The organism is Vibrio panuliri, assembly GCF_009938205.1.
GTDB classification, from domain to species: domain Bacteria; phylum Pseudomonadota; class Gammaproteobacteria; order Enterobacterales; family Vibrionaceae; genus Vibrio; species Vibrio panuliri.
This window is the reverse complement of the sequence record NZ_AP019654.1, coordinates 1405190-1430198: the sequence shown is the minus strand read 5'-3', so window position 1 is coordinate 1430198 and position 25009 is coordinate 1405190. Positions and strand designations below refer to the sequence as shown.

21 protein-coding genes are annotated in these 25009 nt (G+C 45.2%); 11 read left to right on the top strand and 10 right to left on the bottom strand.

Features of this window, described 5'->3' with window-relative positions:
- Window positions 1-144: 144 nt before the first annotated feature.
- From GZK95_RS06490 to GZK95_RS06480, 3 genes are all read right to left on the bottom strand, one after another.
- Window positions 145-393, bottom strand: a complete 249-nt coding sequence (locus tag GZK95_RS06490; protein ID WP_318630703.1) for a hypothetical protein — start codon at window positions 391-393, stop codon at window positions 145-147.
- A 71-nt stretch (window positions 394-464) separates the two neighbouring features.
- Entirely contained in the window at window positions 465-1094 is a 630-nt protein-coding gene (locus GZK95_RS06485) for a LysE family translocator (RefSeq protein WP_075716514.1), read from the bottom strand.
- A 392-nt stretch (window positions 1095-1486) separates the two neighbouring features.
- On the bottom strand, window positions 1487-2068 hold the full coding sequence (locus GZK95_RS06480) for a TfoX/Sxy family DNA transformation protein (RefSeq protein ID WP_075716515.1): 582 nt from the start codon (window positions 2066-2068) through the stop codon (window positions 1487-1489).
- A 369-nt stretch (window positions 2069-2437) separates the two neighbouring features.
- Here GZK95_RS06480 and GZK95_RS06475 point away from each other — a divergent pair, with 369 nt between their 5' ends.
- From GZK95_RS06475 to GZK95_RS06455, 5 genes are all read left to right on the top strand, one after another.
- Window positions 2438-3358 (top strand): HDOD domain-containing protein, encoded by a 921-nt coding sequence (locus GZK95_RS06475; RefSeq protein ID WP_075716516.1) that lies wholly within the window; start codon window positions 2438-2440, stop codon window positions 3356-3358.
- A gap of 16 nt (window positions 3359-3374) precedes the next feature.
- On the top strand, window positions 3375-4280 hold the full coding sequence (locus GZK95_RS06470) for a lysine exporter LysO family protein (protein WP_075716517.1): 906 nt from the start codon (window positions 3375-3377) through the stop codon (window positions 4278-4280).
- A gap of 66 nt (window positions 4281-4346) precedes the next feature.
- Window positions 4347-4859, top strand: a complete 513-nt coding sequence (locus GZK95_RS06465; RefSeq protein ID WP_075716518.1) for a hypothetical protein — start codon at window positions 4347-4349, stop codon at window positions 4857-4859.
- A 217-nt stretch (window positions 4860-5076) separates the two neighbouring features.
- Window positions 5077-6726: a pyridoxal-dependent aspartate 1-decarboxylase PanP gene (gene panP / locus GZK95_RS06460; protein ID WP_075709428.1), complete on the top strand. Its 1650-nt coding sequence runs from the start codon at window positions 5077-5079 to the stop codon at window positions 6724-6726.
- A 284-nt stretch (window positions 6727-7010) separates the two neighbouring features.
- Window positions 7011-7865: a MurR/RpiR family transcriptional regulator gene (locus GZK95_RS06455; RefSeq protein WP_075648870.1), complete on the top strand. Its 855-nt coding sequence runs from the start codon at window positions 7011-7013 to the stop codon at window positions 7863-7865.
- A 45-nt stretch (window positions 7866-7910) separates the two neighbouring features.
- Here the strand turns inward: GZK95_RS06455 and GZK95_RS06450 are convergent, their stop codons facing one another.
- On the bottom strand, window positions 7911-9161 hold the full coding sequence (locus GZK95_RS06450) for an iron-containing alcohol dehydrogenase (RefSeq protein ID WP_075716519.1): 1251 nt from the start codon (window positions 9159-9161) through the stop codon (window positions 7911-7913).
- Window positions 9162-9412: 251 nt separating this feature from the next.
- Between GZK95_RS06450 and GZK95_RS06445 the strand changes: the two genes are divergently transcribed.
- Window positions 9413-9676, top strand: a complete 264-nt coding sequence (locus tag GZK95_RS06445; protein WP_075648868.1) for a GrxA family glutaredoxin — start codon at window positions 9413-9415, stop codon at window positions 9674-9676.
- Window positions 9677-9887: 211 nt separating this feature from the next.
- Entirely contained in the window at window positions 9888-11570 is a 1683-nt protein-coding gene (locus tag GZK95_RS06440; RefSeq protein WP_075709426.1) for an aspartate:alanine antiporter, read from the top strand.
- A gap of 85 nt (window positions 11571-11655) precedes the next feature.
- On the opposite strand, the gene metE is transcribed toward GZK95_RS06440, so the two are convergent.
- The gene (gene metE / locus GZK95_RS06435) at window positions 11656-13947 is read right to left on the bottom strand and encodes a 5-methyltetrahydropteroyltriglutamate--homocysteine S-methyltransferase (protein ID WP_075716431.1); all 2292 of its coding nucleotides are present in this window, start codon (window positions 13945-13947) and stop codon (window positions 11656-11658) included.
- A gap of 257 nt (window positions 13948-14204) precedes the next feature.
- On the opposite strand from metE, the gene GZK95_RS06430 reads away from it, so the two are divergent.
- Entirely contained in the window at window positions 14205-15116 is a 912-nt protein-coding gene (locus GZK95_RS06430) for a LysR substrate-binding domain-containing protein (RefSeq protein WP_075716430.1), read from the top strand.
- A gap of 55 nt (window positions 15117-15171) precedes the next feature.
- Here GZK95_RS06430 and GZK95_RS06425 read toward each other — a convergent pair whose 3' ends face one another.
- A complete protein-coding gene (locus GZK95_RS06425; protein ID WP_075709423.1) occupies window positions 15172-15372 on the bottom strand; it encodes a DUF4250 domain-containing protein in 201 nt (66 codons plus the stop codon).
- A 117-nt stretch (window positions 15373-15489) separates the two neighbouring features.
- The gene (locus GZK95_RS06420) at window positions 15490-16170 is read right to left on the bottom strand and encodes a hypothetical protein (RefSeq protein WP_075709422.1); all 681 of its coding nucleotides are present in this window, start codon (window positions 16168-16170) and stop codon (window positions 15490-15492) included.
- Between the two features lie 255 nt (window positions 16171-16425).
- On the opposite strand from GZK95_RS06420, the gene GZK95_RS06415 reads away from it, so the two are divergent.
- Entirely contained in the window at window positions 16426-18768 is a 2343-nt protein-coding gene (locus tag GZK95_RS06415) for a YgiQ family radical SAM protein (RefSeq protein ID WP_075716429.1), read from the top strand.
- Between the two features lie 131 nt (window positions 18769-18899).
- On the opposite strand, the gene GZK95_RS06410 is transcribed toward GZK95_RS06415, so the two are convergent.
- The 3 genes from GZK95_RS06410 to GZK95_RS06400 all read right to left on the bottom strand — a co-directional run bounded on the left by GZK95_RS06410 (window position 18900) and on the right by GZK95_RS06400 (window position 22337).
- Window positions 18900-19475: an HdeD family acid-resistance protein gene (locus GZK95_RS06410; RefSeq protein ID WP_075709420.1), complete on the bottom strand. Its 576-nt coding sequence runs from the start codon at window positions 19473-19475 to the stop codon at window positions 18900-18902.
- A gap of 251 nt (window positions 19476-19726) precedes the next feature.
- A complete protein-coding gene (gene serC / locus GZK95_RS06405; RefSeq protein WP_075709419.1) occupies window positions 19727-20809 on the bottom strand; it encodes a 3-phosphoserine/phosphohydroxythreonine transaminase in 1083 nt (360 codons plus the stop codon).
- 259 nt (window positions 20810-21068) lie between these two features.
- Window positions 21069-22337, bottom strand: coding sequence for a DUF945 family protein (locus GZK95_RS06400; RefSeq protein WP_075716428.1), 1269 nt, complete (start codon window positions 22335-22337; stop codon window positions 21069-21071).
- A 227-nt stretch (window positions 22338-22564) separates the two neighbouring features.
- Between GZK95_RS06400 and GZK95_RS06395 the strand changes: the two genes are divergently transcribed.
- Together GZK95_RS06395 and GZK95_RS06390 are read left to right on the top strand one after the other, a co-directional pair.
- Entirely contained in the window at window positions 22565-24508 is a 1944-nt protein-coding gene (locus tag GZK95_RS06395) for an ATP-binding protein (RefSeq protein WP_075716427.1), read from the top strand.
- A 3-nt stretch (window positions 24509-24511) separates the two neighbouring features.
- Entirely contained in the window at window positions 24512-25009 is a 498-nt protein-coding gene (locus tag GZK95_RS06390; RefSeq protein WP_075709416.1) for a response regulator, read from the top strand.

Here is a 25009-nt window from a genome sequence, read left to right as displayed (position 1 = left end):
ACGCACGAAAATTCCGCGTTATTTATATACTTTGAACATTTTACAACCACAAAGTTTATTTATAATATGAATGCAATTTAATAGATTTAACTGTTTTTATTACTGGATGAGACAGACGTTTCAAAAGTCAGATGAGCAAGCAGTTTATTGGTCTGACAACCAGTTCAATAACTCTTCACCGTAAATGACTTCCGTTTGCAAATGCATCACCAAACTGAAAGCAAACAGACACAACACCAACCAATTTAGGTAACGAGTATATTTCTTTTTAAATACATCGCTATAAAAAATCATCTGCACTGCGACTAAAGCAAATGGGTAAAAAATAATAATGGCGATCAGGATTAACAAGTAACCACTCATCGCCATTTCAGTCATATTTCCTGATGGCATCTAAAAGCTCACGTCAAAGAGAAAAGAGATTTTCACTTTAACAGACCTACTTTCAAACTATTGCGAGTCACTTAAGCTTTTGTTGCGGTAGACAAAACTGTGCCAGCACCAATGAACACGCCGCCACTGACGCGGTTAAATAACTTAGCCCGGCCTTTAGCCAACAACCAACTGGATGATTTTGCGCCCAGAAAGGCATAAATTGCCAACCATGCAAGTTCCATCACCATAAATGTGGCAGTGAAGATCACATACTGGCTAACGAGCGATTGTTCTGGGTTAATAAACTGAGGGAACAATGCAGTAAAAAACAAAATGGCTTTCGGGTTGCTGCTACCAACAATAAAACCAGAGGCATAGTGCTTAAAAGGTGAAAGACGTTGTGAAGAATGGGACTCTTGCAGTTGATACTGCTCTTCTTTCGACATAATTGCGCGCACACCTAGGTAGATAAGATACGCTGCGCCAAGATACTTTATAACGTTGAATACCCACTCTGACGAGGCAATGATTAAACCTAATCCTGTAAAGGACAATGTGAGTATTATCGTAATAGCGGTCAGGCTTCCTAATGCGGTATACAAGCCTACCTTAAACCCCTGCGTTACCCCCTTTGTCATACATAACAAAGAGCTTGGCCCTGGCGAGGCGGTCAAAATCAAAATCGCGACAAAATAAATCGCCCAAGTTTCCATACTCATACATTTTGCTCCTAGCTGACGTTCCCCTTTATCCCAAAGGACCTTGTTAACTTCCTATTAACAACCCTAATTGACCAGATTTTCGCCACAATGTCCAGTAAGAGATGGGTAGAAAAAGTCATCGCCAAAACGATGAATCATTACGAAGTGCAAAGACAAGGTTGGATAGACAGCGTGATAGGCTTTATAAATGAGGACTTAAAAGTAGTGATACCGTAGAGGTTCGGTCAAACGACGAGCTGTGAAAACGTGGCTAACTCAGTTGCTTATTTCTAAGCAGCAAAAACACAAAGCCGAGCAATTTGCTCGGCTCTAAAATTCGATTGGCTAGCGCTGCTACCCTACTCGCTTTACAGAAGTTCAGTGTTCACATCAGGAAATCAGGCTATCTGTTACTGACAGCTCTCCAATAACTGACGTTTACGTGGTTCTTGGATTAGTTTCCAATGCACACCGTCAATCGCGCCAGCAAATTTCCACAACAGCTTAACGTCAACATCACTGCCGTACGTTTGCTTAACGCGTGAAAAGACCTGCGCCGCGCCTAGTTCGATAAACTCATCAACATCATCGATGCCCGACTTTTTAACCATACGTTCAAGAGTCAATTGCATGTTTGGTAGATCACGCAAACGACGGTTAGCAGATGAACGTTTGAACTCTCGTTGAGTTACAGAATAATCGATTGACTTTTTAACCAATACATCCAGCTTCTCATCACGAGAATTGAACAAGTGGCTAATGTCATAGTAGTTCACGGTTGCCGTAGTTTGCTTCTTAACATGGCGATATTTTTCACAACCTAAAGCACACAAGTCTGCATCTAAGTTATTTCCTCCACGAATAAACACATGTTCGTTACTCAAAAGGGCGAACATTGCGTCATCCTTGAACAAACCCGTACCTCCAAACATTGAACGTTTTTGGAAGTCACCGTATTTACTAACATATTGAATAAACGATTGCTCTGTCATTTCCTTTGATCCTTCTAATCTTCCCCGATTATTGGCGATCTCCAGACATAGCAGCATAAATTAAGCGAAAAATTTTTTTATTCTGTCTTTATGTAAAATTTTTAATTTAGACAGCATTTAATAGCTCAAATGATAGTTAACGAAACGAATTAAGTCAGGTCAAACTTCACATCAATGAGCCTCAAAAACGCATTTTATGGGACTAGTATCACATAAAATAAAATATGGCTCTTTTTTGAGACCCGAGTTTCGCTTTTTCGAAGTGAGTTAAATTGTTGACTAAAATATCACCGCTAGCACATTCCCCCCATTGCTAGATAAGTGATATAGACGGTACACTCTGCCCATAAAACACATAATAACGTTACTATGACTCATTTATCATTTTATTGGCTACCGGAAAATCGAGCTTTAATAGAAAAAGGAATCCAGAGCGAGTTTGCTGCATTCCTTGAATCCTCCATTGAATCTGGAAAAATCACCTTACCCCCAATCCCTGAAGTGGTCACAAAGATTCAAAAACTTTGTGTATCAGACAGCACCACGGTCATGGATGTTGCGGACTGCTTAGTTGAAGATCCTGGCCTCACCGCTGCGGTGATTCGTGTGGCGAACTCAGTGATTTTTAACCGACGCAATATTCAATGCACTGAAGTGGTGACGGCCGTTTCTCGATTGGGCATCGTGCGCGTACGTGACATTGTCACCGCTCAAGCAATTGAGCAACTCAAGAACTCGGTCAATCTTTCTATGGAGTGTAACCACGTACTGCGTCAAAGTGCGTACTCATCCAAAGAACTTGCCGCCACCATGGTGATGGTCACCAAAGAATTTCGCCAAACTAATGACCCAGAGTACTTACATCTCGTTACCGATAAAGCATTACTGACAGGTCTACTGGCTGATATTGGCTTGTTTTGCATCGTTCACGAATACTATCTCTATTTAGAGAACGGCAATTACCTCGACAGTGAGCTGGCGCTTCGAATTTTTAACGCCCTTTGTCCAGCTGCTAGCCGTCTCGTACTCGAGAAATGGGGGTTTGACCGTGACTTTATCGATGTTGCAATGAATGAGAATACTCAACAGTTAGATTTCGATGTCTCTTATCTGGATGTTGCGCGTATTGCTAACCACATACTGATGTTCCGCCGTAAAGATGAAAACATCGACGAACATGTGGTAGAGGTCGATGTCACCGGCGCAGATATTCTGTACAAGTTAACCAATTTAAGCGATAGTGACTTCCATACCAAAATACAAGAATTAATCACTGCGAGCGGTCTATAACCCGCTAGGAAATCGTATGTTTTCAGGGATGATGTTTATCTTTGCTCCACTCGTCGTGGGGTACTTAATTGCTGTTTCTAATTCTAAGCTCCTCGACCAAATCAATGCGATGACGGCACGTTTAGTGTTCGTCATTTTGGCGTTGATGGGGTTGAGCCTTGCCGCGCTTGATAACTTAAGTCAAAACCTGCAAACCATATTGAGCTACACGGCGACTTTCTTTATCTGTTTGGGTCTCTGCAACATTGCGGTATTGCCACTGGTCGATAAGTTGATTCCCTTAGAAACCGATGCCAAACATACCCAACTCCCCCTCTCCTCCATGGCAATGGAATCACTGAAGCTGATTTTGGTAGTCGGAGGCGGTTTAGTGGTTGGTTTGATGCTACCGTTCGATCTCTCGTGGGTCGATACTGCTAGTGAGTGGATTCTCTTTATCCTACTGTTTTTTATCGGCATTCAACTACGAAATAGTGGTTTGACTCTCAAGCAGATCTTGATCAATAAGCAAGGGATGTGCATTGCAGCACTTGTCATCGTAAGCTCACTGGTTGGTGGCGCTATCGCGGCATGGATTCTCGATATTGATCTTTACCGAGGTTTTGCCATGGCATCGGGATTTGGCTGGTATTCGTTAGCGGGCATATTGATGGGTGACGCATTCGGCCCCGTCTATGGCGGCGCCTCCTTTATGCTTGAGCTACTGCGCGAATTGGTTGCCCTGGTGTTGATCCCTCTGGTTATCCGAACTCGTCCTTGCACGGCTATTGGCTATGCTGGCGCTACTGCTATGGATTTCACCTTGCCGGTGATTCAAACCACTGGTGGTGTGCGTTGTGTGCCTGTCGCAATAGTAAGTGGCTTTATTCTCAGTCTGTTAGTGCCTGTTCTTATGTTGTTCTTTGTCTCACTTGCGGGTTAGATCGCGGGAATTAATTTAAAATTCTCTTAAACTATGCCGACAATAAATAACAATTAGGAAGTTCCCATGAAACGTACGTTGCTTGCGTTGCTACTCAGCGCGACTTCGACGGCGGTATTTGCCGCAGACAACTCTTGCCTAGCTTCAAAATACGATGCTTATGTAGAAGCATCAATGCACTGGTACGAAGATTTAGCTCAACTCACCGCGAAGCAATACCCTCAATTGGAAGAAGTCAGCCAATGGTATTTAGATGGTCGTCGCAACCACTTCGATCTTAACGCTGAAGCGGTTAAATACTACCTAGACAACGACCCGTCCAAAGTCGCCACCGAAAAACCGGTGGAAGCATGGCTGCAATTGGAGCAGAAAGAGATAAAAACGTTAGCCTCACGGTCAGACGCTCTAGGCCATGCTGCTGCGAAAACCTTTGCCGATCGCCAAGCCAAGCCTCATCCCAAAAACTATGAGCTTCGCTCTGCGTTCGCTGATCTGCTAAGTCACCCAACCAAAATTGATAGTGCCCTTAAGCGCTACAATACTTCTATCGCGAAAGTAGAAGCCATGACTTGCTACTAAACGAGCAAAGTGACGTCAAGTTTCTATATCACTTGATGTCACTTATCGTCGACGCTGAGATTTGACCAATTATCACTCAAATCACTACTATCCTCTCGATAAATAAGCCAATAGCCGAAGTTACAATCTAAGTTTCTTTAATTAAGACGGGACTTTGTTCGCATTTTCGTTTAGATTGTTCGGCTGCAACAACCTATGATAAGAGCAATGTTATTGCATGGTATCGGAACAAAAATTGGCCGACGCTAGTTTCGAAAGTTTACTTCGAATCTTCACCGTCCCTGAAGGCCCAGACTCAACACTTACCCAAATCGAAGCTGAACTGTCACGTAACTTGAATAAGTTTTTACGTGAGCACATCGTCGCGGAAGAAAAACCTCTCAAAGAGATAGAGAAAGACTTCTCTTCTCCAGCTATTCCTGAGCAACCAGAGTTTGTTTCCGACCATACGCAGCATTTACTTGATACTTTGGTTTCGCACTCTGTTCACACTTCTGCGCCGAGTTTTATCGGTCACATGACCTCTGCGCTACCTTACTTTTTGATGCCGCTATCTAAGATCATGATTGCGCTCAACCAGAACTTGGTAAAAATCGAAACTTCAAAGGCATTTACGCCATTGGAACGCCAAGTGTTGGGGATGTTGCATCGTCTTATCTACGCTCAAACCGACGGTTTTTACAGTAAGTGGATGCATAGTGCCAATCACTCACTAGGCGCTTTTTGCTCTGGTGGTACGATTGCCAACATCACTGCCCTGTGGGTCGCTCGTAACAACGCACTTCGTCCGCAAAACGGTTTTCGCGGCGTTGAGAAAGAAGGCCTATTTAAGGCGATGAAGCATTATGGCTATGAAGGCATGGCGATTTTAGTTTCAGAACGTGGTCACTACTCGTTGAAAAAAGCAGCTGACGTGCTTGGTTTGGGCCAAGATGGCTTAGTTGCAGTCAAAACGGACAGCAATAACCGTGTTTGTCCTGAAAGTTTGAAGAGCAAGATCCAAGAACTGAAAGCAAAAAGCATTAAGCCTTTCGCAGTTGTAGGTGTCGCGGGCACGACCGAAACAGGTAACATTGATCCGCTACCAGAAATTGCTGCCATCTGCCAAGAAGAAAACTGCCATTTCCACGTTGATGCAGCATGGGGTGGCGCGACATTGATGTCCAACAACCATCGTCATCTTCTCAATGGTATTGAACTGGCAGACTCGGTGACTATTGATGCGCATAAACAACTCTACATCCCGATGGGTGCAGGTATGGTTTTGTTTAAAGACCCAAGTGCGATGAAGTCAATTGAGCACCATGCGCAATACATCCTACGTAAAGGTTCGAAAGATTTAGGCAGTCATACACTGGAAGGTTCTCGTTCTGGTATGGCGATGCTTGTCTATGCCGCGATGCACATTATTAGCCGTCCGGGATATGAACTACTGATTGATCAAAGCATTAATAAAGCGGCTTACTTTGCCGATTTGATCAAGCAGCAAAGTGATTTCGAGTTGGTTTCTGAACCTGAACTGTGCTTACTCACCTACCGCTACGTGCCTGTCAATGTACGTCAAGCGATGGCGATAGCATCGAAAGAGCAATTAGCTGAGCTCAACAAACTTGTTAACGAACTCACTAAGTTTGTGCAAAAACGTCAACGTGAAAATGGACGTTCATTTGTGTCACGTACACGCTTGAATCCAAAACAAGTGGATGGTTTGAACACCATTGTTTTCCGTGTTGTGCTGGCGAACCCGCTTTCTACCTGTGAGATTTTACAGAATGTGTTAGTGGAGCAGCGTCAAATAGCCCAAACCGGTGCACCAACTCTGTTAACAAAAATTAATCAACTTGCAGACAAAATATTGGCAAACTGAAATTTTCTTTCTGTTTTAGTGTAATTTGTTATCAGCAACGGTTAGATTCTCGACATATAGCGCCTATATCAAGCGAATTTTTGTAGTTTTAACAAAATAATGTTTGATGCCTGTCATATTCTCACCAATTGGTCTGTATAAAAATTACTGTAATACTTAAGGTTAGGTTTATACTGGTTCAACGGCGCTATCGGGCGCTTATTACTCATTACATACTTGATCTTTTTGATTGAGAGCATAATAAGCCCGTTGAGCGAGTTGTTCTCTATACCCTTGTGAACACTATGAATACATTAGAAAAAATACAGAAAAATCTAGAGAATTTCAGTAAGTCTGAACGCAAGGTCGCGGAAGTGATCATGGCGTCGCCGCAGACTGCAATTCACTCTAGCATTGCAACATTAGCTAAAATGGCTGATGTAAGTGAGCCTACCGTTAACCGTTTTTGTCGCCGCTTAGACACCAAAGGCTTTCCTGATTTTAAACTGCACCTTGCGCAGAGCCTTGCTAATGGGACTCCATACGTCAACCGTAACGTTGAAGAAGACGACGGTCCGGATGCATACAGCCATAAGATTTTTGAATCTACCATGGCGTGCTTGGATGTGGCGAAAAACAGCCTAGACCCAATGCAAGTCAACCGTGCTGTCGATTTGTTGACCCAAGCTAAACGTATTTCGTTCTTTGGTTTAGGCGCATCTTCAGCGGTAGCAAAAGATGCACAAAACAAGTTTATCCGTTTCAATATCCCGATTACTTGTTTTGAAGATATCGTGATGCAACGTATGAGTTGTATCAACTGTACCGATAACGACGTTATCGTGTTGATCTCTCATACAGGCCGTACCAAGAGCCAAGTCGAAATCGCCAATCTTGCGCGTGAGAATGGTGCAACGGTTATCGCAATTACAGCGAAAGATTCGCCACTAGACAAAGCAAGCTCTCTAACCATCTCTTTGGATGTGCCGGAAGACACTGATGTCTACATGCCAATGGCGAGCCGCGTGGTTCAAATGACGGTAATCGATGTACTTGCGACAGGCTTTACGTTGCGTCGTGGCACGGGCTTCCGTGAAAACCTTCGCCGCGTTAAAGATGCATTGAAAGACTCTCGTTACGACAAGCTTTCACACTTCTAAAAAAGAGGCCGTTCGGCCTCTTTTTTATCGCTTCGGAACCACTTATTAAGGGTTCTGAAAGACCGACTCTCCCCCCTGCCCCGATTCCGAAATCAATGACACTTTAGTTTTGCTATCAAAGCTAATTTCTGGCTCACAACTGCCATTACATTGGCACACCTGCTGCAATATATGCATTAGGCGCTCTTTAGTTAACGGTAGCGGATTGCCCTTAATCGCAACAGACTTCAGCGCGTCATCGGCCACTTGCTCAAACGAAGTTTGGCACACGCCAAATTCACTTAAGTTCGGTAACGATAGTTTTTCCAGCATCATGTTGACCCACAATACGGCGTCATCACGACAGGCATTTGTGCGCCCAGTCAGAATATGTGCCATCTTGCGATAACGCGCTAGAACATCTGCTCGGCCTGCTTGCTTCGCCGCTCGGATGTTTTCTTGCATCACATAAGGCGCCAACCTTGCGGTAATCACGCTATGCGGCGCGGCTAATTTCCCCCCCAACGCAGAAGCTAAACCATGGGCTGCCCCCAACTTGGCATTGGTAATCGCCATTCCTCCTAACATGGCAGCAAACGACAAATCTGCTCTGGCACTTAAGTTATCTTGCAAACAACCAGCCAATACGGAATCACTTAGGCGTCTTAACCCTTCTTCGCAAATCATATCGGTGATTGGATTGGGCTCGCCACAAACGTAAGCTTCCATTAGATGCGTAAACGCATCCATTGCTCCCCGCCCAGACGTGTAAGCATCTGTCCCGTACGTCAATGTTGGGTCGACAATCGCCACATCTGCCAACATCTCAGGACTGCGCAAACTCACTTTCACTTGATCTTGTCCAGAACGAAGGACTGCATTGCGTGTCACTTCAGAGCCAGTACTCGCCGTTGTGGGAATCGCGATAAAAGGGAGGGGTTTGGTTTTCAGCGGAACATTGCGCCCCACCACTTCAACATAATCATAGACATCGCCTTGATTGGGGATAATCGCAGCTAACGCTTTGCCCATATCAATCACACTGCCACCGCCAATTGCGATCACCATGTCGGGCTTAAACTTACGTCCATTTAATGCAGTCTCTTCCACCATCGTGATATTGGGTTCACCTGATATCGCGACATGTTGATACCGCATGCCTTGCATTTTAATGTACTGAATAATAGGCGCAGCGCGTTGGGTGTTCTTCCCTGACACCAACAAAACACTATAGCCAAATTGATTAATAACGGAGAGAGAGGATTGGAGCGCACCTTCACCAAAAATTATGCGCGTGGAAGTCATAAACTGGAACATGCCAAACGGACTCCTTAGGCTAAAAATTAGGCTAAATCTAGCTTGCCTTGTGGCGTAAGAAAATAAATTGACCTACCCCACTTTGTTGCAATTAACCGCATATAAAATGTGGTTTTCGCGATTCTAGTCGATAGTTTTTGTGCAAAATTATAGCGATAGATTTTCCCTATTGAATCAAGAGGTAATTGCCACTTTATTTTCACCAAGCTTTACGGCATAGTGACAACATCAAAATAAAGGAGAAAGATTCTATGTTCGTAGTTATTTTCGGTCGCCCAGCATGCCCTTACTGTGTTCGCGCTAAAGAGCACGCTGAAACTCTTAAAGCAAAACGTGACGACTTCAACTACCGCTATGTTGATATTCAAGCAGAAGGCATCTCAAAGGCTGACCTAGAAAAAACCGTTGGTAAACCAGTTGAAACCGTGCCACAGATCTTTATCGATCAAACGCATATCGGTGGCTGTGATGACTTCGAAGCATACGCAAAAGAGAATCTTGGTCTGTTTGACTAATTGCTCAGCTCGAATCTAGGAAAACCGCTGCCAGTCAGCGGTTTTTTCATATCTGCCAATCAGTTAAGTTAAATCCAAACAAAAAACCTTCTGCTATAAAAATAATAGTACTTTCTACTTAAGTTTTTTTCTTAATCAGTTACAATTTGTCAAACTTAACCCGTTGCTCAGAAAACTGAGTATTGGCTGGCTTAATACAAGAACCGCCCCTGTGAATATTGACGTCGTACTCTTGCTTCAACAAAATCCTATTCTCCTCATCTTTGTGGTGCTCGCGATCGGTCTCGCGATTGGTAAAGTTCGCTTTGGAAACCTGCAACTCGGAAACTCGATTGGCGTGCTAATAACCTCGCTGATTATGGGTCACCTTGGCTTTTCTTTTGATCCTGATGCCTTAACCATCGGCTTTATGCTGTTTATTTACTGCGTTGGTATTGAAGCTGGCCCTAACTTTTTCGGCATTTTCTTTAGAGATGGTAAGCACTACTTCATTCTCAGCTTGATTGTGCTCGGGACAGCTCTATTGATTACCCACTTCAGTGCTGAAGCATTTGGTCTCGATTTTGGTCTTGCCGCAGGTATGATGGCAGGGGCACTCACCTCTACCCCTGTACTGGTTGGTGCTCAAGATGCACTGAACTCAGGATTGGCAGAAGTACCACGCAACATGGATTTTGGCTTGGTATTGGAAAACCTCTCTGTCGGTTACGCGATGGCCTATCTGATTGGTTTGATCAGTATGATCATGTTCGCCAAGCTGCTGCCAAAATTGCAAAAAGAAAACCTGTCAGATTCGGCGGAGAAAATCGCTCAAGAACGAGGTTTAGGTGGTTCAGGGCAACGCAAAGTGTATTTACCTATCATCCGCGCTTACCGTGTTGGACCAGAACTAGTCGACTGGACTGATGGCAAAAACTTGCGCGAACTCGGCATCTACCGCCAAACCGGCTGCTATATCGAGCGAATTCGTCGCGGTGGAATTTTGGCTCATCCAGATGGCGACGCGATTTTGCAAGAAGGCGATGAAATCGCTTTAGTTGGCTTCCCAGATAGTCACGCACGTCTCGACCCAAGTTTTCGTAACGGCAAAGAGGTGTTTGATCGCAACTTACTTGACCTGCGCATTGTCGAAGAAGAAATCGTAGTAAAGAGTGACGTGATTGCGGGCAAACGCCTATCAGACTTAAACCTTTCTGAATATGGCTGTTTCCTCAACCGTGTGGTTCGAGCTCAAATCGAAATGCCAATGGACCTTGATATCGTGCTGGCTAAAGGTGATGTACTTCAAGTCAGTGGCGAAAAGAGCCGTGTGCATGGCCTTGCAGAGAAAATTGGTTTTATCTCTGTTCATAGCCAAATGGCCGACCTGCTAGCATTTTGCAGCTTCTTTATTTTGGGCATTTTGTTTGGCTTAATCACCATGACATTTGGTCAAGTATCCTTTGGCTTGGGTAACGCCGTCGGTCTACTGCTTTCCGGTATTACACTAGGCTTTTTACGTGCTAATCACCCGACTTTCGGCTACGTTCCGCAAGGGGCGTTAAACATGGTCAAAGACCTTGGTTTGATGTTCTTTATGGTTGGTATCGGCTTAAGCGCCGGTGGGAAGATGTTTGAACACCTATCGCAGGTGGGCCCACAAGTACTTGGTCTTGCCTTTATTGTCAGTGTTGTGCCCGTGGCCATCGCTTATTTAGTTGGTGCCTATGTTCTAAAGATGAACCGCGCGCTACTGTTTGGTGCCATCATCGGTGCTCGTACCTGTGGTCCTGCAATGGACATTGTAAATGAGTACGCTAAATCGACCATTCCTGCCTTAGGTTATGCTGGCACATATGCCATCGCCAATATTCTAATGACGCTCGGTGGTACAATATTAATTATCCTCAGCTAGAGACTTATTAAATAAAATAACAAATCCCCTATCTGACATCAGGTAGGGGATTTTTAGTTTAAGCCAACTTACGTGTTATTCGTGCCTAAGCATCAGCAAACTCTTTACGTAATTTCTTCGCCGCTAAGACCATGTTTGCCAATGATGCTTCTGTCTCTGCCCAGTTACGGGTTTTAAGACCACAATCAGGGTTTACCCATAGGCGCTCAGCAGGAATCTTTTTCGCTGCAGTGTTTAGCAAGCCTTCAATCCATTCTTGAGTTGGAATATTTGGTGAATGGATATCGTATACACCAGGGCCAATTTCATTCGGATAGTTAAACTCTTCAAACGCTTTAAGTAGCTCCATGTTTGAACGTGATGTCTCAATGGTGATCACATCAGCATCTAACGCTGCAACTGACTCAATGATCTCATTGAATTCGGAGTAACACATATGCGTGTGGATCTGTGTTTCTGGCTTGGCGCTGGCTGCTGACACTTTAAATGCATCGACCGCCCACTCTAAATACGCTTTGTGGTCGCGCTTTTTAAGTGGTAACCCTTCTCGAATAGCAGGCTCATCAATTTGGATAATGTTGATACCCGCATCTTGCAAGTCAGACACCTCATCACGCAGTGCCAAAGCCAACTGATTGGCGATTTCCTTACGAGTGATATCTTCACGAGGGAATGTCCAGCATAGAATCGTCACTGGGCCTGTCAGCATGCCTTTCATTTGCTTACTTGTTAGTGATTGAGCAAACGTAGACCATTCCACTGTCATCGGTTTTTCGCGTTCAATATCCGCAACAACAATCGCAGGTTTCACGCAGCGTGAGCCATAACTTTGTACCCAACCAAACTTGGTTGTTTGGAAACCTGCAAGGTTCTCAGCAAAGTACTCCACCATGTCGTTACGCTCAGCTTCACCATGGACAAGAACATCGAGGTCAAGCGCTTCTTGGCGACGAACGGCGTCTTCAATATGACCTTTCAACGCTGTTTCATACTCAGCTTCACTTAGCTTGCCTGCACGAAATGCGCTGCGCTGAAGTCGAATTTCACTCGTCTGTGGGAACGAGCCGATGGTCGTTGTTGGCAGTAACGGTAGACCCAACACTTCAGCTTGGTGGGCGGCGCGTTCTGGATAAGGTGCACTTCGCTCTGCCAGTGCTTTAGTGATCCCACTTAGGCGCTGTTGCACTTGGGGTTTGTTTACATGACTGGCGCTCTTACGCGCTTGAATTGGAGCACTATAGGTATCACAAGCTAAGATAGCGGCTTGGTCACCATCAAGCGCTTTACCCAACAGCGCAACCTCTGTCACTTTCTGCTTGGCAAAAGCAAACCAACTTCTCACTTCTTCACTCAATGCCGGTTCTAGGTCTAAGTCCACCGGGCTATGTAGAAGCGAACAAGAGCTTGCCACCCATAACTTATCCCCGAGTTTGGCTTTAACTGGTTCTAACAGCGCTAATTGCTTCGATAAGTCCGCACGCCACACATTGCGTCCGTTAACCACACCCGCTGACAATACCCAGTCTTTAGGTAGTTTAGCCAGTACCGCATCTAGTTGCTCTGGTGCCGCAGAGAGGTCAACATGTAAGCCGTCAACGTTAAGCTCAACAATGCGCTCAAGCGTATCTTCAACAGAATCAAAGTAGGTAGTCAGTAGCACTTTTACATCACTACGAAGCACTTGATAAGCAAGCTTGAACGAGTCTGCCCAACGCTTTTCTAACTCAAGCCCAAGAATTGGTTCATCGATTTGAACCCACTCAACACCCTGCTTTGCTAACTTTGCCAGAATCGCTTGATAAGCCGTTAACAAACGCGGAAGTAATGACAAGCGATCAAATCCCTCCTCCACTTCTTTACCCAGATATAAGTAACTAAGCGGGCCAAGCAGAACGGGCTTAACCTTGTGACCAGCCTTAACTGCTTGATTCACCTCTTCAAACAGTTGTGGCCAGCTCACTTCAAATGTGTCGTCTTTACTGAACTCAGGCACAATATAGTGATAGTTAGTATTGAACCACTTGGTCATGTCAGACGCTGCACTGCCAGCACAACCACAATTAGCTTGTGATTGACCGCGTCCAACGCGGAACAAGGTATCTAGGTCAGGGAACCCCTTTCGATGGCGCTTTGGCACATGCCCTAGCAGCAATGTCGTCGTTAGTACATGGTCGTACCATGCAAAATCACCCACAGAGACAAAATCTAGTCCAGCTTCTTGTTGGGTTTGCCAGTTTTTCGCTCGCAGATCAGAGCCCAATTGTTGCAGTGCTTTTTGGTCAATTTCGCCTCGCCAGTACTTTTCTAATGCAAATTTAAGCTCGCGTTTTTCACCAATACGTGGATAGCCAAGAATATGTGTCGTCGTTGTTGTCATTTTAATAGTCCCTGTGCTGAAAATTTATGTTCGTTGCCAGTTAAGATGTCTGGATGGCTAAAATATCTCGTGAATCAGCATCATGAACAACGTCCAATTACTCAAGTTGCATATTAGAAAAATTCATGTTCACCCGATTTATCGGCAAAGGGGATGATATGCCTCTCGTGAATTTAGACGTCTAGACGTTTACTTTTGCAGTAATTGGCGGTAGGTTAATTACATTCATGGAAGAAAGTAAAAGTTGAAAGGAACTCATGATAGAGCTGAAACATCTGCGCACATTGGTTTCACTTCGAGATACGGGATCACTTACCGCAACGGCGACAGCCCTGCATCTCACTCAATCTGCACTATCGCACCAAATTAAAGATCTTGAATCTCGTTTGGGTGGACAACTGTTCCTGCGTAAAACACGACCGGTAAAGTTCACCTCTGAAGGGGAAATTTTGCTGCGCGTTGCTGACGAGGTGCTGCCAAAACTTGCCAAAGCAGAAAATGAACTGGCAAGCTTGAAAGAAGATGTCAATGGGCGTCTACATATGGCTATTGAATGTCACTCATGTTTTCAATGGTTGATGCCGGCACTTAAGGAATACCAAATTACTTGGCCCAGCGTCACACTCGACTTTTCGTCAGGCTTTGGATTTGAACCGCTACCAGCGCTACTAAGTGGAGAGCTGGACTTAGTGATTACTTCCGATATTCAACCTCGCTCGGAAGTGCATTTTGAACCCCTATTTGATTTTGAAATGCGCCTGATCACCGCAATCAACCACCCACTTGCTGCCAAATCAGCCGTTGAACCACAAGACATCGCCGATCAAACGCTGATCTCATATCCGGTGCAAAAACAGCGTCTCGACGTCATAAAGCATTTCCTTCAACCTGCTGGTGTCGAACCGGCTAAGTGGAAACAATGCGACAACACTTTGATGCTGGTGCAGATGGTTTCCGCAGGTTTAGGTGTTGCTGCGCTGCCTAATTGGGCTATTAGTGAATTCTCACGCCAAGGTTTGATCGCCAGTGTGCCGCTTGGGGAAGGTCTATGGCGCAGGCTATTTGCCGCGACGCGAAGCTCTGAAAAGGACAAACGCTATCTGCAAGCGTTTTTCACTACCGCCAAGCAGCAGTGCAAAAGCAATTTGGAAGGAATTAAACTCGCCTAAAGAAAAGCCCTATCTCAGTTGGATAGGGCTTACAATCTTGGAACTACTGCATCCACTAACGAGGATACGCTTTGAACTGGTTGGTTAAGGGGTCGTATTGGTAACCCAGCACATCAAGTTTGCCGACCACCTGTTCTACATCCATTTCATACATACTGACCAGCTCGTCAAAACTGTCGCATTCAAGGCGCAGTTTTTCGTTGACGATACCTAGAAGAATGATGCTGTCTAGGCTTGTAACATTGCTCAGATCCATATCGCCACTCCTTATTTTCGGTATACGTTAAGCCTAGCTCTCATTAACCGAATTTACAGTGAAGAAGATCTAAATAGTGAATATCGTCAAGTTACGCCTTCGCGTGGGTCTGCAAATCTACAGTGCAAAAATTGGCTGGCCCGCGACAGCAGCAGCCAGTAGTAGCAATAATGCAATTGCCATTTGCAGCTTGCTTGCCGCTTTACTTCTAAACATATGCCAGCACCAAACCACCACACCAACAATCATCACTCCTAGCGTGGTAAACAGTGGAACAAGCAACGTTTCCAACTGCGCTTCAGGCAAACCATACACTTTCATGAGTAGCGTTACGCTGGTTAACATTGCCGCAACTACGCCAGTCACAGGCAAAATACGTTGGAAGGCTTGCAGGCGTGAGCGCGCCACCACCAGCAATAACTGCGCAAAACAGGCACCGAGCAAAATAATCTGCATAAACACATTCGCGCCAGCAGCCAAAGAGCTTTGCTCGCCAATCGCAATGGCAACATAAGCCAGCGCCAAACCGTTCGCTAAGTAGATCACCCAAAGCGGGCCTTGCTCACGGGTTTTCTTTGTTTGAACCTGTGAGAAAAAGTACATCAGTGCAGCGGATACCATAAACGCTTGGATTTTTATTGATGCTACCGCCAGCCATAATACCGCCAAAGTCGGCAGTAACTTGTGTACTCGCCCGCGTTGTCCTGGACAAATCTCACCTTTGACTAATACAAGTGTCAAAATAATCTGAGCACCCAACAACATAGGTGCAAACGTGGCTAATAGGTTTTGAATCATATTGATATTACTAACGGGATTAAGAACTGACACGGATGATACCAAACTGGTGCATTTTCGCTATCTTATTCACGTGCCTGTCCGCGGCGAGTTAAACGCTAACCACTCACAACTGAGACGCGCCAAGCCCAGTATCCATAAGGGATTTCGTCTATGTATAACTATTGATAGGATGGCAAAATAACCGCTTGGCAACTATAGATAGAAAAGGGATAAGCCGCTATAATTCGCGCTCACTGAATCTAAGAGCAAAATATGTACAACGACATCACTCCAATTCACGAGCACAAAAAGTACTGGGCAGAATGCTTTGGTACTGCGCCCTTTTTACCGACTAGCCGTAAGGAAATGGATGCCCTCGGATGGGATAGTTGTGACATCATCATCGTAACAGGTGATGCTTACGTCGATCACCCAAGTTTCGGTATGGCGATTATTGGTCGCCTGCTCGAGTCACAAGGTTTTCGTGTAGGTATTATTGCTCAACCGGAATGGAATACAAAAGATGCCTTTATGGCACTGGGTAAACCAAACCTATTTTTTGGTATCACTGCGGGTAACATGGACTCAATGATCAACCGTTATACGGCTGACCGCAAATTGCGCCATGACGATGCTTACACACCAAACAATGAAGGTGGCAAACGCCCAGATCGCGCTACACTGGTCTACTCGCAACGTTGTCGTGAAGCCTACAAAGGCGTACCAATTGTGCTTGGCGGTATTGAGGCGAGCCTACGTCGCCTCGCCCACTACGATTACTGGTCAGATAAAGTTCGTCGCTCTGTTCTCTTTGATGCCAAAGCAGACATCCTGCTATTTGGTAACGCTGAGCGTGCACTGGTTGAGTTGGCGCACCGTTTAGCGGATGGTGAAGATATTGCCACCCTAACTAACATTCGCGGGACAGCGGTTAATCTTGCTGAAGCGCCTGCGGGTTACAATGTGATTGACTCTTCACGGATTGAGAAGCCTCGTAAAGAAGCGTTTGTTCCACCAAACCCATACGCGGTTGAAGAGCAATGTGAGACAAAAGCAGATGACAGTGCTCAAGCTCAGCCTATCGTCATTCGTCCAACGCGCCATGACGCAGCGACATCTGCCGTTCGCTTACCGCCATTTGAAAAGCTAAACAACGACCGCATCTTGTATGCACACGCAAGCCGCATCATGCACTTAGAGACCAACCCATATTCGGGTCGCGCTCTTATTCAGCGTCATGGCGACCGTGAGCTTTGGATTAACCAACCGCCTATTCCTCTCACTACAGAGGAAATGGATTTTGTGTTTGGTCTGCCTTTTGCGCGCGTGCCGCACCCAAGCTACGGCAAGGCTAAAATTCCTGCTTACGATATGATCAAAACCTCGGTCAACATTATGCGTGGCTGTTTTGGCGGTTGTTCTTTCTGTTCGATTACCGAACATGAAGGTCGTATTATTCAAAACCGTTCTCAAGAATCTATCTTGACTGAACTGGAAGAGATTCGTGACAAGGTACCGGGCTTTACCGGAACTATCTCCGATCTCGGTGGACCAACTGCCAACATGTACCGCTTAGGCTGTAGCGATCCGAAAGCCGAGGCAAACTGCCGTCGTCCTTCGTGTGTGTTCCCGGGCATCTGTAACAAACTCAATACCGACCACAAACACACCATTGACCTCTACCGTGCAGCACGTCAGGTGAAAGGCGTGAAGAAAGTGATGATCGCCTCTGGTGTTCGTTATGACTTAGCGATTGAGTCACCTGAATACGTGCGTGAGCTTGTGACTCACCACGTCGGTGGTTACCTCAAAATCGCACCAGAACATACTGAAAAAGGTCCGCTGGATCTAATGATGAAGCCGGGCATGGGCACCTATGACCGCTTCAAAGAAATGTTCGAAAAATACAGCGCTGAAGCGGGTAAAAAACAGTACCTGATCCCTTACTTTATCTCGGCCCACCCTGGCACCGAAGATGAAGACATGCTTAACCTTGCGCTGTGGCTTAAGAAAAACAACTTTGAGTGTGACCAAGTACAGAACTTCTATCCATCACCAATGTGTAATGCGACGTCGATGTACTACTCAGAGACCAACCCGCTCAAACGCGTGAAGTACAAACAACGCGAAGTCGTCCCTGTCGCTAAGGGTGAACGTCAACGTCGTCTACATAAAGCGTTGCTGCGTTACCACGATCCTGCCAACTGGCCATTGATTCGTGAAGCACTGCTCGACATGGGTAAAAAACATCTGATTGGTGATAAACCAAACTGCTTGGTGCCATCGGAAGATCAAGAAGTGCTTACGCCTGCTCAGCGCCGTAAATCAGGCCGACACGGCTCGCAACGCTTTGCGACCAAACATACCAAAAACCAGCCTGGATTTGGTAACCAAAATGGTAGTAAGCGTGGAGAGAACGGCAAGCGTCAAGGCGGCCAACCAAGTACAAAAGGCGGCTTTATCAAACCTGGAGCCGGTAAGCCAAAACAACGTGGTGGTGAGCAACCTGCAAATGGCAATAGACAGCAATCAAACGGTTCTGGCAATTCCCGCAATCAACCCAGCAATCGTGGCAGCAGCCAGGGACAAGGCAACCGTAAACCAAAACGCCGTTAATCCCTGCGTTTGATGCAGGTGACCAAGGTCAGACCCATCAGTGTCCTTGGTTCTACTCCAAGTAAAAGCGTATTTCTCAAACAAAAACAGAGCCTTTTTCGGCTCTGTTTTTTTTACTGAAAAGAGTCTAATTACTTAGCTGCTTTTCGCATTTGAACGCCAAGTAGAATAAAACTCATCCCTTCAATCAATAGCGAGATACCCACAAAGGTACCCAGCAATGATAACGAGAATGCTGGGTCGTCGAGCAAGGTAAAGAAATAGCCGCCAATTAGAAGTGAAATCAAACCACTTAGAATAACCCAACCACTACCCGGTAGCGACGTGCTGCGCAAACCAAAGACCATTCTTGTCGCGCCATTAAACATCATTACCACCACCATAAGCATGGTCATGGTAATCAAACCAGCAAACGGTTTAAAGAGAATAAACAGGCCGCCGACAATATAGAGTACCGCGCTGAATACATACCACAGTTTGTCTTTCCAAGTTGGAATACTGAAGCTGTGATAGGCCTGAACTAAGCCACTGAATAAGAAGATACCGCCGACGATAGTGGTGATTGTCACCCCAGCAGCCACTGGCAGGCTTAAAGCACCTAAACCAGCAATGAAGACTAACGCTCCCACAATGGCAAACCATTTCCAACCTTTTGAAAGTAGAGTTTGCACCGCTGCTTTAGGGGAGTCTTGCTGAATATCACTCATGATGATTTCCTATTTTTATTATCTGTTTAGCGTCAATTTACGCCGATAACAAAAAGCAGCAACTACCTAATGCAAAAGCAAATATTCCATTTTTGATAGCTACTGCACCACAACCTCACCTGCTGGACATGACGGAGTATTGATGTTGAACGCGAGGTGGTTTGTTGGGATAAGTGTAGTCGATTGGAAATCATCACAGACAAAAAAAGCCGGCATAATGCCGGCTTGTGTGATCGTTTAATTCGCTATGATTACGCGTTTTTCGCTTCGAACTCACGCATAAAATCAACCAACGCCTGCACGCCTTCTAACGGCATTGCGTTGTAAATTGATGCACGCATACCGCCAACTGCGCGGTGACCTTTCAGCGCAACGAGACCGCTTGCCTTAGCTTGCTCAAGGAACAACTCATCCAATTCAGGTTTCGCTAACTGGAATGGCACATTCATACGCGAACGGTTATTAGGGTGAATGTTATTGCGGTAAAAATCTGAGCTATCAATGTAGTTATACAACAGTGACGCTTTTTCGCGGTTTACCTGCTCTACGGCTGCAACGCCACCTTGTGCTTTTAACCACTTAAACACTAGGCCCGATAGGTACCATGCAAATGTTGGTGGCGTATTAAACATTGAGTCTTTTTCTGCTAACACTTTGTAGTTTAGGAAGCTTGGTAGAATATCACTGGCAAGCTCTAACAGATCGTCACGTACAATAACAATACACAGACCTGATGGACCAACGTTCTTCTGCGCGCCCGCGTAAATTACGCCGTACTTAGAGACATCGATTTGACGTGACAAAATGTTTGATGACATATCCGCGACAATAGGTTTATCTGTCTGCGGCAAGCCGTCAATTTCGATACCATCGATGGTTTCGTTCGGGCAGAAGTGAACAAACGCCGCATCATCGGCATACTGCCATTCGCTGACAGGTTTTACTGCTACTTTGCCATCAATTTCTGTTTTGGCATCGAAAACATCCACTTCGCAGTACTTTTTCGCTTCATCAATTGCGCTTTCCGCCCAGTAACCCGCATCCACATAGCTCGCTTTCGTGTGGCTACCTAGCAGGTTCATTGGTACTGCAGCAAACTGAGCACGAGCACCACCGTGGCAGAAAAGTACTTTGTAATTGTCAGGGATGGATAGCAGATCACGCAGATCTTGCTCAGCTTCTGAAGCCACTTGAATAAACTCTTTACCACGGTGACTCACTTCCATCACCGAAGTACCTAATCCATTCCAGTTAATTAATTCCGACTGGGCTTGCTCCATTACCGCTTTTGGTAAAGCCGCAGGTCCGGCACTAAAGTTAAAAACGTTGTCCACGGTTTCTTTCCTTGCTCATGCTATAAATATTGACTGGTATACCAAATTAACCTCAAAACACGAAATATCGCATTAACCGCCTTCCTTTAAATAGCAACACCGTGATAAAACCTCACGCCATGGAAGTGGTTGATCTTAAAGTTACTTGGGTATCCCCCATTAATACCACTTTTTATCTGAGAGAAAAAGCAACAAAAGAGGTCTTAAGACCTCTTTTGCATAGGGAGTGTAAATTTCTTTATACCGAGTAAGCGCTAGGCTACATCATAAAAGGTAGAAACAGGCTCATTAGTGGCACTTTTTGTCCGCCTTCAAAGACGATATTACCTTCTTTAATCTCTGCTTTTACTTGATAACCTTTATCGGTTTGCTTAACAAACTCCATGATCATACCTTCATCAATGGTTTGCTTAATCGCCGGATATTGCTCAACAAGGTCGTTTGAGATAAACGAATCAAAATGCCCTTGTAAAGCTGGCATTACTTTCATCGGATTTTGTGAAACATTGTCAGTACCTTGCGGAACCACCAGCTTCCACTGAGAAGAGAACTCCCCTTGACCGATATTGAGCGTAATATTGTCGCTCGCGAGATAGAAACCTTTTGAGAATAGATTATCCATATGCGGAATCATCTGCTGCAACTCTTGCGCTGTCAGCATTGGCGAGCTTTGATATAACTGAACCAATTGCTCAAAGGCTACCGCATCTAGATCACCAAATGAAAAATCAACTTGCAAATTATCAAGATGCTCTTGCTCTACCTTGACCTCACCAACGCTAATTTTATGCTTACTCGCAACTCGTTGCGTCGTTTCCGCATATTCCGCTGAGTATTGGTACTCACCATTTTGGAAACCAAACAGGGTCACTTGCTCTGGGTCAGTCACCGAGAACTTATCAATGTTCATCACCTGATCACCAATCCAGAAACTGTTGACCTTTTTACCGCTTCCCTGACCGCTCACCTTGTCAATCAACAGTTTCTCACCGCTGTTAAAATCCACCTCGATCGAAGGCACATCCAGTTGATAGTCAACTTGACCTAAAACGGTCATATGCCCTTTCAGCGTCGAAGGAGTGATAAGCATCATCGCGCCGCCCTCACCTTCTGTACTTTGACGCCATGTATCGAGCTTAAACTCGAAATCTGTATTGCCATTTAGCTGTGTAACAGTATGCAAAGTTAAAGGCATTTCAGACCAATTCGCCAAAACAGAATCAGCAGACAGACTGAACAAACCATGGCTGAGTTCACTATTCACGATAATCTCAGCGGGAACACCATCAGCCTTGAGTTGCTCCGCCATTACAGGGTCAGTCACCACATAACGTGTGGTCACCGTTGATGACAAATAGCCACGATCATAGCTCACCACTTCTGCTTTTATTGCATCGGAGTTAAGGTTGGCGACACCATCTTTAATGACGTTTTGACCAATTTGTCCCACCGCTAAAGGCCAACACAAAGCGAGAGAGATTGCGCCGCCAATGGCCGCTATTTTCTTTAATTGTCGCATCGAACTCATTCTTAATTTATCTATGTGTTTAAAGTATAGCGTTTCAACCACTCACCCCTCTGAGCTCTCGTGGCTGTGCTGCTCTATCCTCAAGTCTACACTAAAAAAGCTTGAGTTAAATCAGAGTATTGGCAGTTTTACGATTTTGTTAATTATTTCTCTAACTCAGCTCTCAGCACGTCCATCTATTTGTTGTTACAGTGAAAGTCTGGCTAGACATAAGGTTGGACGCCCTATTGAATCAATTCGCCCTAATCTGTCTCGATAACAACCCAAATAGCGTTGAACAATTACGCAATGAGCTGAGTGTTTTCGCTTCTCGGTTTGATATTCACTTCGCCGCATCCCTTGAAGATGCCAATGCCTCACTGCAATACTGTTTAGACTGCGAACAACCCGTCGCACTGGTTATCGCAAGTCATAGCGAGGATTTTAGTGGCGCTGAGTTTCTAATTCAGCTTGATAAATCACCACTGACACAAAAAACTCGTAAAGTATTAATTAGTTGCGGACAAGATATACAAGCCATTCTTGCCGCGGTCAATGAAGGTCGTCTTGACCACTGTTTAACCAAACCTCTGCAACAAAACCTTGTCTATAAAACGGTGCAAAACGAGCTCACTAACTATGTAGTGGAAGAAGACAAAGAGAACCTGCTCTCTTATGGGCTAATACTCGATCAACAACGTTTGCTGCGCACTCATATTGACCAAAAAATGCGGAGCTATCAGGCTGGCTTTATCAGTGATCACCACAAGATGTCTGATACTGAGTTGGCAGAGAAAGTGATTAACGCCCTCAAGCAGTTCTTCGCTAAAGAGGATGAAACCAACGCTGTCAGACACTACTCCAGTGAACACCTCTTAACCGTAGAAGGTGAGGAGAACAATTTCCTCTGGTTTATTATTTCTGGTGAAGTCGCGCTGTACAAAAAAGACGAGTTAGGCCTGCAACGGGAAGTGGTACGCCATACCAAAGGTAACCTTGTCGGCGGGATGTCGTTTGTCACCGGTGAACCATCATTCTCAACAGCTGTGACCTTAACCAACACCGACGTGATCAAACTCGACCGCGAAGTGTTCAGTAAAGTGATGTATTCAGATACCGCATTATTGCCCCTGTTTACCAACCTTTTGCTTCGTCACTTTAACCGTCGTTTGCAGCGAAATATCAACACAAAACTGCAATTGCAAAAAACCTTGGAATCCCTTGAATCTGCTCACCATCAACTTATTGAAAGTGAGAAGATGGCGATGTTGGGCCAGTTGGTTGCTGGCGTTGCTCACGAGCTTAACAATCCAATTGCCGCAATCTTGCGCGGTACTGAAACCTTGACTGACAACATCCTCCATCTCGTCAATGGTAACAACCAATGCTCTCCCCAATTGAGCAGCCAAATTCTTACCCGAGCGCTCTCCTCTCGCCCTAATTCCACCGCAGACGAGCGCCAGAAATCCAAAATCGCCGAACAAGTGGTTGGAGACAGACGATTGGCGAAAAAGCTGGTAAAACTGGGGCTAAACCAAGAAGAAACGTGGTTAAAAAGAGCGCGCTATCAACCTAATGAAGTCAATCATGAACTTAACGAGTTAGAGAACTTTCATATTGCAGGGGCAACATTACGCTCGATCAATGTCTGCGCTCAGCGTATCGCTGATATGGTCAAAAGCCTTAAAGGCTATGCTCGCCAAGACGATGAAACCTTTCATTATGTGGACATCCATGAAGGGATTGAAGATACCTTGGTGATATTTGAAAACAAACTCAAGCTTCACCGCGTGGAAAAGCATTATCACCCGTTACCATTGATCAATTGCATGCCCATAGCATTGCAACAAGTCTGGACTAACTTGATATCCAATGCGATTGACGCCTTCCCCCCACAAGGGATGCTGTCTATTACTACTCGAAGCGCCCTGCGAAATGACAAACAATGGGCAGTGATTGACATTGAAGATAATGGTTGTGGGATTTCGCCCAAATTACAGCAGCAAATCTTTGCACTTAACTTCACTACCAAAAAAGAGGGAAACTTTGGTCTAGGTATCGGTTTGTCAGTTTGCCAGCAGATAATTCATCAACATGGTGGCATGATTGAAGTCGAATCAAAAGTCAGCGAGTTTACCCGTATGTCGGTGTGGTTACCGATAGAACAACAACCCAATAACAGCGAGGGATAGCCCATGAACAAGTACCTCATTCTATGCGTGGACGACGAAAGAGAAGTATTGGACAGCGTCCTTCAAGACATCGACTGCTTCGAAGAGTACTTTCTACTTGAAGGGGCGGAATCCGTTGCCGAAGCAAAAGAGATCATTGCCGATGCCCAAGCAGAAGGCACGCAACTGGCATTGATATTGTGCGACCACATTATGCCCGAGCAAACCGGCATCAGCTTTTTGATTGAGCTGTATGACGATAAATTGACAACCAAAGCGAAGAAACTGCTACTTACTGGGCAAGCAGGTTTAGAGGATACCGTTGAAGCGATTAACCACGCTAGCCTCGATTTTTACCTTGCTAAGCCTTGGAACGGCGATGAGATTCGTGACACTGTCAAAAATCTGCTCACGCAATTCATCATTGAAAATGAACCTCAGCCTATGCCTTGGGCTCAAGCACTCGATACAGAAAAGATTTTCAACGCGATTGCGGAAAATCGAATCAGTTTTGGTGAATAA

Excerpts from the sequence above, each read along its gene's own strand:
- GZK95_RS06490 (WP_318630703.1), bottom strand. The coding sequence starts at position 393 with ATGCCATCAGGAAATATGACTGAAATGGCGATGAGTGGTTACTTGTTA.
- GZK95_RS06485 (WP_075716514.1), bottom strand. The coding sequence starts at position 1,094 with ATGAGTATGGAAACTTGGGCGATTTATTTTGTCGCGATTTTGATTTTG.
- GZK95_RS06480 (WP_075716515.1), bottom strand. The coding sequence starts at position 2,068 with ATGACAGAGCAATCGTTTATTCAATATGTTAGTAAATACGGTGACTTC.
- GZK95_RS06475 (WP_075716516.1), top strand. The coding sequence starts at position 2,438 with ATGACTCATTTATCATTTTATTGGCTACCGGAAAATCGAGCTTTAATA.
- GZK95_RS06470 (WP_075716517.1), top strand. The coding sequence starts at position 3,375 with ATGTTTTCAGGGATGATGTTTATCTTTGCTCCACTCGTCGTGGGGTAC.
- GZK95_RS06465 (WP_075716518.1), top strand. The coding sequence starts at position 4,347 with ATGAAACGTACGTTGCTTGCGTTGCTACTCAGCGCGACTTCGACGGCG.
- panP (WP_075709428.1), top strand. The coding sequence starts at position 5,077 with ATGGTATCGGAACAAAAATTGGCCGACGCTAGTTTCGAAAGTTTACTT.
- GZK95_RS06455 (WP_075648870.1), top strand. The coding sequence starts at position 7,011 with ATGAATACATTAGAAAAAATACAGAAAAATCTAGAGAATTTCAGTAAG.
- GZK95_RS06450 (WP_075716519.1), bottom strand. The coding sequence starts at position 9,161 with ATGTTCCAGTTTATGACTTCCACGCGCATAATTTTTGGTGAAGGTGCG.
- GZK95_RS06445 (WP_075648868.1), top strand. The coding sequence starts at position 9,413 with ATGTTCGTAGTTATTTTCGGTCGCCCAGCATGCCCTTACTGTGTTCGC.
- metE (WP_075716431.1), bottom strand. The coding sequence starts at position 13,947 with ATGACAACAACGACGACACATATTCTTGGCTATCCACGTATTGGTGAA.
- GZK95_RS06430 (WP_075716430.1), top strand. The coding sequence starts at position 14,205 with ATGATAGAGCTGAAACATCTGCGCACATTGGTTTCACTTCGAGATACG.
- GZK95_RS06425 (WP_075709423.1), bottom strand. The coding sequence starts at position 15,372 with ATGGATCTGAGCAATGTTACAAGCCTAGACAGCATCATTCTTCTAGGT.
- GZK95_RS06420 (WP_075709422.1), bottom strand. The coding sequence starts at position 16,170 with ATGATTCAAAACCTATTAGCCACGTTTGCACCTATGTTGTTGGGTGCT.
- GZK95_RS06415 (WP_075716429.1), top strand. The coding sequence starts at position 16,426 with ATGTACAACGACATCACTCCAATTCACGAGCACAAAAAGTACTGGGCA.
- GZK95_RS06410 (WP_075709420.1), bottom strand. The coding sequence starts at position 19,475 with ATGAGTGATATTCAGCAAGACTCCCCTAAAGCAGCGGTGCAAACTCTA.
- GZK95_RS06400 (WP_075716428.1), bottom strand. The coding sequence starts at position 22,337 with ATGAGTTCGATGCGACAATTAAAGAAAATAGCGGCCATTGGCGGCGCA.
- GZK95_RS06390 (WP_075709416.1), top strand. The coding sequence starts at position 24,512 with ATGAACAAGTACCTCATTCTATGCGTGGACGACGAAAGAGAAGTATTG.